The organism is Paenarthrobacter sp. CAP02 (assembly GCF_040137855.1).
Taxonomy (GTDB): domain Bacteria; phylum Actinomycetota; class Actinomycetes; order Actinomycetales; family Micrococcaceae; genus Arthrobacter.
The window spans coordinates 260099-275194 of the sequence record NZ_JBEEII010000006.1; the positions used below are offsets into that span (position 1 = coordinate 260099).

Sequence of the window (15096 nt, forward strand, 5' to 3'; positions counted from 1 at the left end):
ATCGGCTTTAGAATCGCCCAGGGGAGACGCCCGAAAAGGCTGGTGTAACCTGCCGAAGAGGGTTCTCTCGGCCGGCGGCGGGCCACTTATTGGGCGTGGGAAGGTGCAAGATTTGACAGAGTCGGCAGGACCATTCCGAGGTCGCTCGAAAGAAGAGTATGAGCGGCTTCTTTTGGCAAAGCTACAGCCCGCAGCAATTCGGTCGACCTTATCGTTTGCCGGTCTATATCAAATGACGCACGAAATGCTGAAGCAGGTGATTCCCCAGCGAGTGCGTGACTTCTACTGCACTGGTTTCAGCGAGAAAGGGACCGTCTTAGATGAGCATGCTTACCAAGAGCACGTCATTGATGCGGCTCGAACTGAAGGATGGGTCAAGGACTCTAGGCAAACTTTTGAGGCCTCGGCGGCATGGCTCGTCAGGATGGAAGCCATCACCCCCTTTCAAGCGAAGCGACTCCAGGCCATCTATGGCCATCGCCATGAACTGACCCATGAACTTGCGAGCTTCATCGTTGATCCCGATCGAAACCTGGATGCTCAAATGTTCGTCGACGCGGTTGCGATCCTACGCGACGTGCACCGGTTCTGGGTAAGCGTAGAAAGGGATATCGGGATGTTCGAGCACCTCGGTGACGTCGCGTTAGATGAGGTCACACCTTTGTCCCTACTACTGTTGCAACAGTGCATCGACGCCTATCTCGAAGGAGAAACTGAGCCCGAGAACGTGTAGGGAGACCACCAACACCAGACTCCTAGGTTAGTGGATCGACCTATTTGGAGTCGGGTGGGCCAACTGGTGGGATTGAGCGCAATTAGCTTTACAGAAGATCCTTATCGGCATGTAACGCGGCTTAGCCGATGCAATCGGCTGCGTGCACCGCGGTCCGCAGCCTTCGCGCCTGCGGCGAGTACCGGCGTCGGACGCTGTTCCGTAACCAAGCCCGAGCGCGCCATACAGAGACCGGGCTGAGACCGATTAAAAAAACTTTTTCAATCCGCACCCATCCACCCCGTCGTGACCTCCGAATAGCTGGTGAGACACAAACCGGGAGCGATGCAGCCGCACCATTCCCAGCCTGAGTCCCACCACCCAATGGAACCAACGCCCAGGTCCCACAAAACAAGGAGAATGACATGTTGTCCACAAAGCGCCCCGCCCTCGCCTTCGTTGGCCTCACTGCAGCCGCCCTTCTCGGACTCACGGCCTGTGGTGGTTCAAGCACCACCAGCACCCCCGCATCTTCGTCGGCAGCCGCTCCGTCATCCGCGGCTCCTTCTTCCATGGCACCGTCGCCATCCTCCTCGGCCATGGCCAGCACCGCCATGGACCCGGCCCGTGACCTCGTTGGCCCCGGCTGCGCCGGTTACGCCGCCCAGGTACCGAGTGGTGCCGGCTCCGTCGTGGGCATGGCCCAGGATCCGGTAGCTGTAGCCGCTTCCAACAACCCGCTGCTCAAGACGCTGACCGCCGCTGTCTCGGGCAAGCTCAACCCCAAGGTGGACCTGGTTTCCACCCTGAACGGCAGCGAATTCACGGTCTTCGCACCGGTTGACGATGCCTTCGCCAAGATCGATCCCGCAACGATCGAAACTCTCAAGACGGACGACGCCCTGCTGAGCAAGATCCTCACCTACCACGTAGTCCCCGGCCAGCTGAGCCCGGACAAGATCGCTGGCACCCACAAGACTGTCCAGGGTGGCGAAGTGACCGTAGCCGGCACCAAGGACGCCCTCACGGTTAACGGAGCCAACGTGATCTGCGGTGGCGTTCACACCGCCAACGCAACGGTTTACCTGGTTGATTCGGTACTGATGCCCAAGTAGGCCTTACCGAGATTGGTAACAACAAAGCAGGCGCCGGGATCCGGCGCCTGCTTTGTTGTTGGTTAAGGTGGACTCTATTGGTGCGTGTGATCCGTCCGCGACTCGGTGCAGCTCTCGGCACACTCATGCTTGGTGACGAGGTCGAATTGGACACCGCCGTGCTGCTCCACACCTGTGCGGATGGCACGTTCCACCACAGAAGTGGCCAAACGCTTGTGCAGCGACAGGGGATCGCGCCTAAGGTCCTTGGTCAGTGCGAAACAGAGCAACAGCATGACGATCACGAACGGCAGCGCCGCCACGATGGTGACTCTTTGCAACCCGGCCAAAGCCTCCGATGGCTCGTCACCACCGGCCAGGAGCATGACGGCGGCAACAGCGCCAGTGAGGCTTCCCCAGAAGATGACGACGGCGCGTCGCGGGTGTTCTGCCCCATTGGAGCTGAGCGAACCCATGACGATCGAGGCAGCGTCAGCTCCGGTGATGAAGAAGATGGCCACGAGCACCATGGCCAGGACGATGACAGCGGCCGTGGCCCATCCGGGCATTCCGAGGTTCTTGACCAGATCGAAGAGAGCGCCGTCAAAGTTGACGGAGGCCACCCCGTTGGTGGTGGTCAGCAGCCCGGGGGTGCCTGCCTTGTCCGCGTCCTGCTGGATCTGGAAAGCGGCTCCGCCGAAGATGCCGAACCAGATCACGCTGACAATACTCGGGACCAGGAGGACGCCGGTGACGAACTGGCGGATGGTGCGGCCCCGGCTGATGCGTGCGATGAACAGGCCAACGAAGGGCGTCCAGGAGATCCACCAGGCCCAGTAGAAGATGGTCCAGCTGGTCATCCAACTGCGCAATGCATCGTCGCCCACGGCTTCTGTCCGGGATGACATTTCGGCGAGGTCGCGGGCGTAGTCACCGATGGCGGAGGGGATCAGGTTGAGGATGAAAAGGGTGGGGCCGGCAACAAAGACGATCAGGGCCAGCACCACGGCCAACACCATGTTGATGTTGGACAGCCACTGGATTCCTCGGCTGATGCCGGAGACCGCTGATGCGACGAAACAGAAGGTCAGGATGGCCACGATGACGACCAGCACGGGAGTGCCGACTTCACCGAGCCAGCCGTTGGACGTCATGCCGCTGCCGATCTGGAGGGCACCGAGGCCGAGGGACGCGGCGGTTCCGAACAGTGTGGCGAAGATGGCCAGGATGTTGATGAACTTGCCAACGGGCCCTTCCACCATCCGGATCCCGAACAGCGAGGTGAACGCTGCGGAGACCAGTTGCTTGCGGCCCAAGCGGTACGTCCCGTAGGCCATGGCGATGCCCACCACCGCGTACATGGCCCACGGGTGGAGGGTCCAGTGGAAGATCGAGGTGGCCATGGCGGTCTGGATGGCGGCCGGGGTGCGGCCATCCACAGTTCCGGGCGGCGGTGAGATGTAGTGATAGAGCGGCTCAGCGACACCGTAGAACATGAGGCCGATGCCCATGCCCGCGGCAAACATCATGGCCACCCAGGAGACCGTGCGGAATTCCGGCTTCTCACCGTCCTTGCCCAGCGGGATGTTGCCGAACTTGCCAAGGGCCAGCCACAGCACGAAAACAACAAACAATGATGCAAGCACCATGAAGAGCCAGCCGGTGTATTCCATGACCCAGTTCAGGGCGCCCTTGGAAGTTTCCGAAAGGCTGTCGCGTCCCACGAAGCCCCAGACCACGAAGGCGACGGCGATGGCGCCCGTGATTCCGAAGGTGACTTTGTCGAGGGTAAGTTTCTGGTTCCGGCGGGCCGAAACGGCCTGCTCGGTCTTGGCGTTGCGCAGTTCTACCAGGATCTGTTCGTATTCTTCGGAATCCGGGAGAGCTGCTGCGCCTCCGTCCTCATCGTTGAGGGCTGTTGCATCGGGGGAGACAGTGATCTCCACGTGGACGGGGTCGGGTACTGCGTCGGCAGGTAAATCCTCGGGTACTAACGATTTTGTGTCACTGTTTGTAGCCATGAGCGGGTCCTTTACTCGGCGAGTCATGGGTTTTGCGTTGATGCACGGCCCCGGTGGGCGTGCGTCCAGAGGGAGAGGGATAGTTCCGCATGAATCAACAAAGTTCGCGGTAAGCAACAGAGTGCGCTTCGTCACACCTCAAAGTCAAGACTTTTACATCTTTTGTGGCGTATTGATATATCAATTGGCTCTGACGAAGTCCGTTGCTTATTATGAGCAGTGTTGCTTACAGAGCGTCAGCTATCGGGACGTGTGACCCATGCGGGCGCTGTTGATCGGCCCGGCCTCGCCTAGCCCGTCGATGAGACCCGGTGCTGGTCCAGCAACGTCCTGATTTTCCCGGCCAGGAATTGCTGTCCTTCACTGCTGGGGTGTTCTCCGTCCGGACCCAACAGTGGGGAGTCCGGCCCAGCGACCCATTGTTCGGCGACGGGGTCGACAAATTCGACGCCGGCGTCGCGGGCTGCTGCCTGTTCCTGATCGCGAATAATGGTGACGTCCGATTCGAGCGCGTCGAAGCCGGTCAGCGGGCCAATCACGATCTGCCTGGCGTGGGGCGCCCGCGTCGATATTTCCCCGAGGGCATCTGTAAGAGCGGCGCGTAGCTCTTCGGGGTCTTGGCCTGCGTCGTTGTCCGAACCAAAGAGCACAACGACGTCCGTCGATGCGTTAACGGATTCGCTGATCTGTGAGGCAAAGGTGGCGTCTTCGTCACCGAGGGTAAGGTAGCCCGCGCCGTTTTGAGCCTCATTAGTGATCTTCGCCGGCACGGAGGCTGCATGGAGTTCATGCCGAAGGAGGCGGGGCCAGGCTTCCTCCGGGCTCGTCCCGTATCCGGTGCTGAGAGAATCACCGATGATGACGATGCGTTCGGGTGCAGTCGAGCCTTGCACCGGACGCGCCGCATCCTGGGGTGGTTTCGGTTGTGGAGACTTCAAATCCACGGGACTGCTGGCAGCGAGGGAGCAGCCAGTAAGGACGAGGGCGACAGCTAATGCGCATAGGGCGGCCACGGAAGTGCCTGGGACGCGGAAGCCCCGGCTCATCGAGCCGCGTCGTCGTGTCATGCCGTTAAGGATAAACGCTTACCGGTCCTTGGGTTCTTGCGGTGATCGCAACACACTATCCCGGCAAGCGGGTCCACGGCAGGGGAAGGACGGGAACCTGCCCGCCAGCGGCCGCACCTTCAGGTGGGACGGCCATGTACCCATCGGCCCAGGCGAGCCCGCGCATCATCCCGGGGCCGGTATGGGCGGCAGGAAACACCAGCCCGTGGACAACGCTGCACGGTATGAGGCGGGTTTTTCCCGGGATGGGTTCGATGTCGGCGCCGGAGAGCATGGGCGTGGGCTCTTGGAGGGGCTGGTTTCCCAAGGAAGCGAGCAGCGGTTCGCCCAGGGTCATAAGGGCCAGCATGGCGGCCAACGGATTTCCCGGCAGTCCCAGGATGAAGTGTCCGTCCGGTAGCTCCGCCAGCACCGCAGGATGGCCCGGGCGCATGGCAACCCCATCCAGCAGCAGCCGCCCACCAAGCGCAGCAACGGCAGCACGGAAGTGGTCTGTTCCGGACTTGCCGGTCCCACCGGTGGTAATGGTGACCTCGGCCCGGTGGCGGTCAGCACCGCCGTCGTCACCGCCAGAGAGCGCCGCCAGCCACTCCTCGTACGAGTCGCCGATCCGCAGCTGCCCTGCCGCAACCCCGCCCAGTTGCGGGATGACCGCATCAAGCTGCGGACCGAAGGCGTCGCGCACCTGTCCGGGCGCCGGGTCACCGGAGGTGACCACTTCCGAGCCCGTCATGACGACGGCGACCCGCGGCTTGCGCTGCACCTGGACGTGATCGTGTCCGGCCACTGAAGCAAGGGCAAGGTGTGCCGGGTTGAGCTGGGTCCCGGCGGGTATGAGGACATCACCCGCTGTGGCCTCTTCGCCGGCCGGCCGGATGTGCCGGCCGGGGAGAAGCTCATCCGGGTTTGCATGGGGAGTGAGCGAAAGACGCCCGTCTCCGGATATGCGACCGCTTTCCTTGCGGAGCACGCCTGTAGCACCGGCGGGTACCAGTCCTCCGGTTGCGATGACACTGGCTTCACCGGAGGAAAGCCGGCGTCCGGCCGTGGTGATGGTCCAGGGGCCTTCGCCGTTGACTGACCAGCCGTCCATGGCGGACGACGCGTAGTGGGGAAGGTCCTGTCGGGCAATGACGTCACGGGCCAGGGTGCATCCGATTGCCGTGCCGAGTTCGGTCTTCCATGAGGGGAGCGGTGTGGCACAGCTGAAGGCCAACTGCCGTGCTTCGGCCCACGTGGTGGCGTGGTGCCGCGTGAGGTCGGCTGGTGAATCCGCTGGTGCAAGCATGGGTGTCCGATTCCTGGGTGCGTTCATGGGGCACGGATGCCGGGGACTGCTCGGCCTTCCCGTAATTACTGCCGCGCCGTCCCCGGCATCCGTTGAGTGCGTACTTAACCTTGGGGTACTTAGTTCTTCACGTAACCGTTGGGGTTGAGTACGAACTTTGTTGCCGCTCCGGCGTCGAATTCGGCGTAGCCGCGCGGCGCGTCCTCGAGCGGGATGGCCTTGGCGTTGACGGCCTTGGCGATCTGGACCTTGTCGTGCAGGATGGCCATCATCAGTTGGCGGTTGTACTTCATCACGGGGCATTGGCCGGTGGTGAAGGACAGGGATTTGGCCCAGCCTGTGCCCAAAGAAAGCGACAGCGATCCGTGCTTGGCGGCCTCATCGATTCCGCCCGGATCGCCCGTGACGTAGAGGCCGGGGATGCCCAGGGCGCCACCGGCCGCAGTGATGTCCATTAGGGAGTTCAGCACCGTGGCCGGTGCCTCATGCGATGCGTCCTTGCCGTGTCCGCGGGCCTCGAAGCCCACGGCGTCCACGCCGCAGTCGACTTCCGGCACACCAAGCAGCTGTTCGATCTGGTCCTTCGGGTCGCCCTTGGAGACGTTGACCGTTTCGCAGCCGAAGGAGCGTGCTTGGGCCAGGCGGTCTTCGTTCATATCGCCCACAATGACGACGGCGGCCCCCAGTAGTTGGGCGCCGACGGCGGCGGCGATACCCACGGGACCGGCGCCGGCCACGTAGACCGTGGAACCAACGCCCACACCGGCAGTGACGGCACCGTGGAAACCGGTGGGGAAGATGTCCGAGAGCATGGTCAGGTCCATGATCTTCTCGAGGGCCTGGTCACGGTCCGGGAAGCGCAGCAGGTTCCAGTCCGCGTAAGGGACCAGGACGTACTCGGCCTGTCCTCCCACCCAGCCGCCCATGTCCACGTAACCGTAGGCGCTGCCCGGCCGGTCCGGGTTCACGTTGAGGCAGATGCCGGTCTTCTGTTCCTTGCAGTTCCGGCAGCGGCCACAGGAAATGTTGAACGGCACCGAGACGATGTCGCCCACCTTGATGAACTCGACGTCGGGGCCAACCTCCACCACTTCGCCCGTGATTTCGTGGCCAAGGACCAGGTCTTTCGGTGCGGTGGTCCGGCCGCGGACCATGTGCTGGTCCGAACCACAGATGTTGGTGGTCACGGTGCGCAGGATGACGCCGTGGGGTACCTTGCGGCCGACATTGGCGGGATTGACGCCTGGCCCGTCCTTGAGTTCGAAGGTGGGGTAGTCGGTATTGATGATTTCTACGACACCGGGTTCCTTGTAGGCGACTGCTCTGTTTCCTGACATGACACTCCTTAGGGTGTTTGGTGGTGCGGAAATGTGGGGCTGGACGGTTGCCCGTAAGCGGTGCTTCGATGAGGAAATACCTCCCCAGGTTTCAGGCATCGAAGCACCATTTACAGGCAACTGATCAGCGGTGGTCCTGGGCTTATGGGCTGGCGGCTCGTTCCAGCCTGATGATCACGGACTTGGACGTCGGTGTTCCGCTGGTGTCGGCCACCGAGTCCAGCGGCACCAGGACGTTGGTTTTGGGATAGTACGCGGCCGCGCAACCCTTCGGGGTGGAGTAGGAGACAATCCTGAAGTTCTCCGCGACCCGGTCGGTGCCCTGGAACTCGGAGACAAGATTGACCATGTCCCCGTCCGCGAAACCAAGCTCGTTGACGTCGTCGGCGTTGATCAGCACCACGCGCCGGCCGCCGTGGATGCCGCGGTACCGGTCGTCCTTGCCGTAAATGGTGGTGTTGTACTGGTCATGGGAGCGCAGGGTCTGAAGGACCAACCTGCCCGGCGGGACCTTGATGTACTCCAACGCATTGCCCGTGAAATGGGCTTTGCCGGAGGCGGTATTGAACATCCGGGCATCGCGGGGTGGGTGCGGAAGGACAAAGCCGCCGGGGTGCTGGATCCGGGCTTCGAAGTCTTCGAATCCGTCAAAGACCGCCTCGATGTGCTTCCTGATAAGGGTGTAGTCATCCCGCATGGCCAGCCAGGAGGCCTTGGGGGTGTTGGGCAGGCGGTGGTGGCCATCGGTGAACAGCTTGTCCGCGAGGTTGCACACGATCGCAACTTCGGAGTGGAGGTGCTCGCTGGCTGGCTTGAGCCGGCCCCGTGAAGCGTGGACGGCACTCATGGAGTCTTCCACGGTGACGCGCTGGTCCCCGGTCCGCTGGGTGTCCTTTTCGGTCCGGCCAAGGGTCGGCAGAATCAGGGCCCGCCGGCCGGTGGACAGGTGGGAGTGGTTCAACTTGGTGGAGATCTGGACGGTGAGCCGGGTGTTGGCCAGGGCTTGCTCGGTCACCTCCGAATCCGGGGCGGCACGGACGAAGTTCCCGCCCATGCCCATGAAGAAGCGGACCTTCCCATCGCGCATGGCGCGGATCGCTGCCACCGTGTCATAGCCGTGTTCCCTGGGGGAGCGGAACCCGAATTCCTGGTCCAGGCGGTCGTGGAACGCCTCCGGCATCTTTTCGAAAATGCCCATGGTGCGGTCGCCCTGCACGTTCGAGTGTCCTCGAACGGGACAAACACCGGCGCCGGGTTTGCCGATGTTTCCCTGGAGGAGCAGGACGTTCACCACGTCCCGGAGCGTCGGCACGGAGTGCTTGTGCTGGGTGAGGCCCATTGCCCAGCAGACAATGGTCGAGTCGGAAGCCAGCAACCGTTCTCCCGTGGCGTGGAGCTGCTCAAGGGTGAGGCCCGTGGCTTCCACAATGTCGTCCCATTCCACCTTTTCCAGGAAGCGCAGGTAGTCGTCGATGCCCACTGTGTGGTCATTGATGAAGGCATGGTCCAGGACGGTTTCCAGCCCCGGGCTGTTGCGGCCCGCTGCCTCGGCTTCAAGGAGGTACTTGCCCAGGCCCTGGAAAAGGGCTTGGTCGCCACCGGCGCGGATTTGGAGGAAATCGTCGGTCAGCTGGGTTCCCACCACCATGCCGGCCACATGCTGGGGGTTCTCGAAGTGCAGGAGCCCCGCCTCCGGAAGCGGATTCACGGACACGATGACTGCGCCGTTCTTCTTGGCTTTCTCCAGTGCACTGAGCATGCGGGGATGGTTGGTTCCCGGATTTTGCCCGGCAACGAAGATCAACGACGCCGTTTCCAGGTCAGTAAGGCTGACTGAGCCCTTTCCGATGCCGATGGTTTCCACCAGGGCGGAACCTGAGGACTCGTGGCACATGTTGGAGCAGTCCGGCAGGTTGTTGGTTCCGATGCCGCGGACCAGGAGCTGGTACACGAAGGCTGCCTCGTTCGAAGTCCGGCCCGAGGTGTAGAAAACAGCCTCGTCAGGTGACGCCATGCCCTTGAGTTCGGCTGCCATCAGCTCGTAAGCGTCGTCCCAGCTGATCGGCGTGTAGTGGGTGGCGCCTTCCTCGAGGACCATGGGATGGGTCAGCCGGCCCTGCTGTCCCAGCCAGTAGTCATCGCGGGTTTTCAGTTCTTCCACGGAGTACTTGGCGAAGAATTCCGGAGTGACGCGTCGGCGGGTGGCTTCCTCGGCCACGGCTTTCGCGCCGTTCTCGCAGAACTCCGCAGCGTTGCGCTTCTCATGCTCGGGCCACGCGCAGCCCATGCAGTCGAAGCCGTCCAGTTGGTTCACGGCCAGCAGGGTTTGGACGCTGCGAACCGGGCCCATTTGTTCCAGGGAGATCTTCAGCGCGTTCGCGACGGCGGGGATGCCGACGGCCTTTGTCTTGGGTTTGGTGACGGTCAGCTTCGACTCGTCGATGTTTCCTTCGGGGGCTTTCGTTGCCATGCGGGTTCCCTTCAGGTCCGGGCAGCAGACGTCGCGGCGGCCAGTTGGGCGGGTTCCTGCCGGCGCGCGGCTTCGACAGTGTGCAGCAGCAACAGCGCGGTGGTCACTGAGCCTACGCCACCTGGAACAGGGGTCAAGGCCGCTGCGACGCCGCTGACGCTCGCCTCGTCGACGTCGCCCACCAGGGAGCCGTCGGGCAGGACGTTGGTTCCGACGTCGACCACTACCGTCTCCGGCGAGAGGTGGTTGCCTTTGAGCAGTCCGGCCCGGCCCGCGGCAACAACCACGACGTCGGCCGGCTGGGTGTAGCGTTCCAGCGGCCCCGACTTGGAATGGCAGACGGTGACGGTGGCGTCCCGCTCCAACAGCAGCAGCGCCAGCGGCTTGCCCACCACCGCGGAACGCCCGACGACGGCCACGTTCCGGCCCGCGATGGGCACCTGGAAGTGTTCCAGGAGTTCAACCACGGCCTGCGCCGTTGCCGGGGCGAAGGCGGGTTGGCCGACGGCGAGGCGGCCGAGGCTGAGGGGATTGGCGCCGTCGATGTCCTTTTCTGGAGCGATGAGCCCTACCAAGGCATCAGCTTTCACCCCCACCGGCAGCGGCGTTTGCAGGATGATTCCATTGACCGACGGTTCGGCGCTGAGGTCCTCCAGGACGCTGGCCAGGACGTGTTCGGTGGCTTCGGGCCCAAGATCGATAATCCTGCATCCAATGCCCAGTCGTTCAGCCACGCGTTCAATGGACCGGACGTACCAGAGCGTTGATTCGTCGTCCGTGGCCACAACCACGGCGAGGACAGGATGGCGCCCGCTGTTTTCCAGGACCTGCGCCAGTTCCTGGGCCTTTTGCTGGACGAGTGTGGCCAGTTTCTTGCCGGAAAGCACATTGGTGCTCACGAGAGAATCCTTTCGCGGACGCGCTTGACCAGGGAATCGGCCGCCAGGACCACTTTGTCTTCAAGCCCGTCGGTCTCCCGGGCCAGCTGGGCGCGGGCAGCGGGGTCCTTGATGGCCACCACGTTGATGTCGATGTTGACGCGTGCTGTCGTGGCTGCGGCACGGGCTGCATCCGCTGCTGCGGCAACATCGCTGATGACGTTGGGGTTCGCCGCGTCCAGGAGGTCGCTGGCGAGTTCCACTACGTCGCCGGCAACCCGGATGAGCTGCGCGGGGGTTTGGGCTGCCTGCACCAGGGCGGCCTGGATGGCTGCCTTGCGTGCACCCTTCAGTTCGTCCGTGTCGGACGGGAGCTTGTAGGAGTCGATGACCGCCTGGAAGGCGTGTTCATCGGCGTCGGCAAGGCGCAGGGCCTCTTCTACCAAGTGGTCGGCTGCGGCGGTGACCCGTGCGACGAGCTCGGCGTGCTGCTCGAACTTGGCCCCCGTGGTGTACCTGGCCACCATGGCAACCAGAGCCGCCCCCTGGGCTGCGTGCAGCGCGGCAGCCGCCCCGCCGCCCGGTGTGGGCTGGAGGGCGGCGAGCCTGGCGAGGTAGTTCTGAATGGTTTCTGAGCTGATCATGGGACGTGTTCTAGCCGCGGAGCCGGCTCATGGTGGGGTCGTACAGCGGGTCCTCGGTGACGGTCGCCTGGATACGGCGGCCGAAGTATTCGATTTCCACCGAGTCTCCCAGCGAGACGGTCGCAGGCAGGTAGGCGTAGGCGATCGGCTTGCGGACCGTGTAGCCGAAGGCCGCGCTGGTCACGTAACCCACCGCCTGGTCCTTGTAGAACACCGGTTCCTTGCCCAGCACGAGGCTCCTGCCGTCGTCGACGGTCAAGCAGCGCAAGCGGCGGGCAGAGCCTTCCTCCGTGCGTCCTTCCAGGGCCGCCTTGCCGATGAAGTTCTCCTTGGTCATCTTCACGGCGAAACCGAGGCCGGCTTCGAAAGGGTCGTGCTCGGTGGTCATGTCCGTGCCCCAGGAACGGTAGCCCTTTTCCAGTCGCAGGGAGCTGAAAGCTGCGCGGCCCGCGGCGATGACGCCGAACGGCTGGCCGGCCTTCCACAACGCGTCCCACAGCCGCTGGCCGTTGTCCGCGCTGGTGTAGAGCTCCCAGCCGAGTTCGCCAACGTAGGACAAACGCATGGCCGTGACGGTGACGCCGCCGATGGTGACCTTCTTGGCACGGAAGTACTTCAGCCCGTCATTGGTGAAGTCGTCGCTGCTGACGGTGCTGATGAGGTCGCGGGCAAGGGGCCCCCACAGGCCGATGCAGCAGGTGCCGCCGGTGGTGTCGCGGACCTGGACCCAGTCGCTGGCACTGCCGCTGGCCGTCTGGTGGCGGGCCGCGCGCTCAAAGTAGGCGGTGTCGATGTTGCCGTTGGCACCCAGCTGGAACGTCTCCTCATCCAGGCGGGCAACAGTGATGTCGCTTCGGATGCCGCCGGCTTCGTCCAGGAGCAGGGTGTAGGTGACGGCACCGGGCTTCTTGGCGAGGTCGCCGGTGGTCAGTTCCTGCAGCAGCTTCAGGGCTCCGGGGCCCGAAACTTCCAGGCGCTTCAGCGGCGTCATGTCGTACATGGCAACAGCGGTGCGTGTCTTCCACGCCTCAGCCGCAGCGATAGGGGAGCTGAACATCCCGGACCAGGCATCACGGGCCGGCGGCTGCCACTCGTCCGGCATTTCCTTGAGCAGTTCGGCGTTCGCCTCGAACCAGTACGGGCGTTCCCAGCCGGCGCCTTCCAGGAAGAAGCCACCAAGCTGCTTGTGGCGGGCGTGGAAGGGGCTGACGCGGAGGTTGCGGGGGGAGAGCTTGGGCTGGAGCGGGTGCAGGACATCGTAGATTTCCACGAAGTTCTGCTGGGACGTTTCGCTGACGTACTCCGGCGTGAGCTGGACCTCTTCGAAGCGGTGGATGTCGCAATCGCCAAGATCGATCTTGGACTTTCCGTCAACCAGGAGCTCTGCCACCGCGCGGGCGATGCCGGCGGAGTGGGTGACCCACACGGCCTCGGCAACGAAGAAACCATCCACTTCCTTGGACTCGCCCACCAGGGAGCCGCCGTCCGGGGTGAAGGAGAAGATGCCGTTGAAGCCGTCCTCGATTTCGCTTTCGCGCAATGCCGGAAGGATCTGCTTGGTTGCCTCCCAGGCGGGAAGGAAGTCTTCCAGGGTGAAGTCCAGGCGCGACGGCATGTTGTGTTCGCTGATGCTGCTGGGCTCGTAGCTGCCGAGTTCGTCCAGGTCCACGGGCATGGGGCGGTGCGCGTAGGAGCCGATGCCGTAGCGCTCGCCGTGTTCGCGGTAGTAAAGGTCCTGGTCCTGGTGGCGCAGAATGGGCAGCCGGGCGCCGTTGGGGAGCTCGTTCTTGCCCTTCTGTGCGGGGACCGGCGTGGTCTTGACGTACTGGTGGGCCAGCGGCAGGAGCGGAACGGACATGCCGATCAGCTCGCCCACCTTGGCGCCCCAGAAGCCGGCGCAGGACACCACAATGTCCGCCGGGATCACGCCGTCGGCAGTTTCGACGCCGGTGACGCGGCGGTTGGACTGCTCGATTCCGGTCACCTCGGTGTTGCCGATGTACTTCACGCCGGCGGCTTCGGTGCGCTTGATGAGCAACTGGACGGCGCGGGCGGCCAAGGCCAGGCCGTCGGTGGGTACATGGAGTCCGCCGAGGATGTCTTCCTCGTTGATGAGCGGGTAAAGCTCCTTGCACTCTTCACGGGAGAGGATCTTGCCGTCGATGCCCCACGCCTGCGCATAGCCGAGCTTGCGCTTGAGGTCCGCCAAACGGGTTTCGGTGGTGGCAACTTCAAGCCCGCCCACCTGGTTAAAGCAGCTCTGGCCGTCCTCCGTGAGGGACAGGAGCTTTTCCACCGTGTACTTGGCGAAGAGTGCCATGGACTTGGAGGGGTTTGTCTGGAAGACCAGGCCCGGCGCGTGCGAGGTGGAGCCGCCGGGCATGTTCAGTGGTCCCTGGTCCAGGACGGTGATGTTGTTCCAACCACGGGTGACGAGTTCGTCGGCGAGGTTGGTGCCGACGATCCCGGCTCCGATGATGACAATGCGAGGCGTGGTTGCCATGGAAAATTCTCCTGCTGAAGTTCGTGGGGCTGGGGCTGGGGCGGGCTGGTTAGCGGAAGACGACCGTGCTGGTCTGGTCAAGGAGGACCCGGTGTTCGCAGTGCCAGCGGACGGCACGGGAAAGCGCAAGGGCTTCTGCATCCTGGCCCACGGTGGCGAGGGCATTGGGACCGTAGCTGTGGTCCACGCGGATGACTTCCTGCTCGATGATGGGGCCCTCGTCCAGTTCCGCAGTGACGTAGTGGGCTGTTGCACCCACCTGCTTCACTCCGCGGTCATAGGCCTGGTGGTAGGGGCGGGCACCCTTGAAGCCGGGCAGGAAGGAGTGGTGGATGTTGATCGCACGGCCCTCGAGCTTACGGCACAGATCGTCGGAGAGGACCTGCATGTAGCGGGCCAGGACCACGAGGTCGGCCTCGTATTCGTCCACCAGGTCCAGGAGCCTCTGCTCCGCTTCAGCCTTGGTGTCCGCGGTGACGGGAACGTGGATGAAGGGCAGACCCGCTGCCTCGGCCATGGCGCGGTGCGTCTCGTGGTTGGAGACAACTGCCACCAGCTCGCCGCCAAGGCTGCCTCCGCGCCAGCGGAAGATGAGGTCGTTGAGGCAGTGGCCAAACTTGGAGACCATCACCAGGACCCGCTGCTTGGTTTCGCCGTGGAAGCTGAACTTCATGTCGAAGCGATCCGCGATGGAGCGGAACTCGTCCTCAAGCTGTTCCGGTGTGAAGGTCTTGGCGCCGGAGAAGGCCGTGCGGAGGTGCAGGGTCTGGCGCAGGCTATCGTCGAACTGCTGGTGTTCTTCGATGTTGAAGCCCCGGTCGAAGAGGAAGGTGGTGACTGCCTGCACGATGCCGGGCTGTTCGACGCACGACAGTGTGAGTACGAACTTCTGCGCCTGCTCGTCATTGAGCTGGCCGCTTTCAGCCGGAAAAGTGCTGAGGTGGGGGTCTGAAGCTACGAGGGTCATGGGTCCTCCTGGGATGTTTGCCTAGATATATTCTTGGGACATGAACTGATATATTAGGATTGGAAATCAGCGTATACTGGTGTCCAAGGCAGGTCAATAGATTTCCCGTTCTTGA

General features: G+C 63.3%; 11 protein-coding genes. 2 read left to right on the forward strand and 9 right to left on the reverse strand.

What is annotated here, in order from left to right; translation table 11 throughout:
- Positions 1–112 precede the first annotated feature (112 nt).
- A complete protein-coding gene (locus ABHM97_RS12910; protein WP_349470995.1) occupies positions 113–733 on the forward strand; it encodes a hypothetical protein in 621 nt (206 codons plus the stop codon).
- A gap of 404 nt (positions 734–1137) precedes the next feature.
- Positions 1138–1827, forward strand: a complete 690-nt coding sequence (locus ABHM97_RS12915; protein ID WP_349470997.1) for a fasciclin domain-containing protein — start codon at positions 1138–1140, stop codon at positions 1825–1827.
- A 74-nt stretch (positions 1828–1901) separates the two neighbouring features.
- Here ABHM97_RS12915 and ABHM97_RS12920 read toward each other — a convergent pair whose 3' ends face one another.
- From ABHM97_RS12920 to purU, 9 genes are all read right to left on the reverse strand, one after another.
- On the reverse strand, positions 1902–3854 hold the full coding sequence (locus tag ABHM97_RS12920; protein WP_502921283.1) for a BCCT family transporter: 1953 nt from the start codon (positions 3852–3854) through the stop codon (positions 1902–1904).
- Between the two features lie 263 nt (positions 3855–4117).
- Entirely contained in the window at positions 4118–4894 is a 777-nt protein-coding gene (locus ABHM97_RS12925) for an SGNH/GDSL hydrolase family protein (RefSeq protein ID WP_349470999.1), read from the reverse strand.
- Between the two features lie 55 nt (positions 4895–4949).
- Positions 4950–6182 (reverse strand): molybdopterin molybdotransferase MoeA, encoded by a 1233-nt coding sequence (locus ABHM97_RS12930; RefSeq protein WP_349471001.1) that lies wholly within the window; start codon positions 6180–6182, stop codon positions 4950–4952.
- Between the two features lie 119 nt (positions 6183–6301).
- Complete coding sequence (fdhA, locus tag ABHM97_RS12935; RefSeq protein WP_349471003.1) at positions 6302–7519, reverse strand: formaldehyde dehydrogenase, glutathione-independent; 1218 nt, start codon at positions 7517–7519, stop codon at positions 6302–6304.
- Positions 7520–7661: 142 nt separating this feature from the next.
- The gene (locus ABHM97_RS12940) at positions 7662–9989 is read right to left on the reverse strand and encodes an FdhF/YdeP family oxidoreductase (RefSeq protein ID WP_349471005.1); all 2328 of its coding nucleotides are present in this window, start codon (positions 9987–9989) and stop codon (positions 7662–7664) included.
- A gap of 11 nt (positions 9990–10000) precedes the next feature.
- On the reverse strand, positions 10001–10888 hold the full coding sequence (locus ABHM97_RS12945; RefSeq protein ID WP_349471007.1) for a bifunctional 5,10-methylenetetrahydrofolate dehydrogenase/5,10-methenyltetrahydrofolate cyclohydrolase: 888 nt from the start codon (positions 10886–10888) through the stop codon (positions 10001–10003).
- Positions 10885–11511 carry a cyclodeaminase/cyclohydrolase family protein gene (locus ABHM97_RS12950; RefSeq protein WP_349471009.1) on the reverse strand — a complete coding sequence of 209 codons (627 nt, stop codon included), beginning with the start codon at positions 11509–11511 and terminating at the stop codon, positions 10885–10887. The genes ABHM97_RS12945 and ABHM97_RS12950 overlap by 4 nt, the downstream gene beginning before the upstream one ends.
- Positions 11512–11521: 10 nt before the next feature.
- Complete coding sequence (locus ABHM97_RS12955; protein ID WP_349471011.1) at positions 11522–14014, reverse strand: GcvT family protein; 2493 nt, start codon at positions 14012–14014, stop codon at positions 11522–11524.
- 49 nt (positions 14015–14063) lie between these two features.
- The gene (gene purU, locus ABHM97_RS12960; RefSeq protein WP_349471012.1) at positions 14064–14981 is read right to left on the reverse strand and encodes a formyltetrahydrofolate deformylase; all 918 of its coding nucleotides are present in this window, start codon (positions 14979–14981) and stop codon (positions 14064–14066) included.
- Between the last annotated feature and the right edge of the window lie 115 nt (positions 14982–15096).

Bases quoted from the DNA above. Each gene is read 5' to 3' on its own strand.
- ABHM97_RS12950 (WP_349471009.1), bottom strand. From the start codon at position 11,511: ATGATCAGCTCAGAAACCATTCAGAACTACCTCGCCAGGCTCGCCGCC.
- ABHM97_RS12930 (WP_349471001.1), bottom strand. From the start codon at position 6,182: ATGCTTGCACCAGCGGATTCACCAGCCGACCTCACGCGGCACCACGCC.
- ABHM97_RS12955 (WP_349471011.1), bottom strand. From the start codon at position 14,014: ATGGCAACCACGCCTCGCATTGTCATCATCGGAGCCGGGATCGTCGGC.
- ABHM97_RS12920 (WP_502921283.1), bottom strand. From the start codon at position 3,854: ATGACTCGCCGAGTAAAGGACCCGCTCATGGCTACAAACAGTGACACA.
- ABHM97_RS12915 (WP_349470997.1), top strand. From the start codon at position 1,138: ATGTTGTCCACAAAGCGCCCCGCCCTCGCCTTCGTTGGCCTCACTGCA.
- purU (WP_349471012.1), bottom strand. From the start codon at position 14,981: ATGACCCTCGTAGCTTCAGACCCCCACCTCAGCACTTTTCCGGCTGAA.
- fdhA (WP_349471003.1), bottom strand. From the start codon at position 7,519: ATGTCAGGAAACAGAGCAGTCGCCTACAAGGAACCCGGTGTCGTAGAA.
- ABHM97_RS12925 (WP_349470999.1), bottom strand. From the start codon at position 4,894: ATGACACGACGACGCGGCTCGATGAGCCGGGGCTTCCGCGTCCCAGGC.
- ABHM97_RS12940 (WP_349471005.1), bottom strand. From the start codon at position 9,989: ATGGCAACGAAAGCCCCCGAAGGAAACATCGACGAGTCGAAGCTGACC.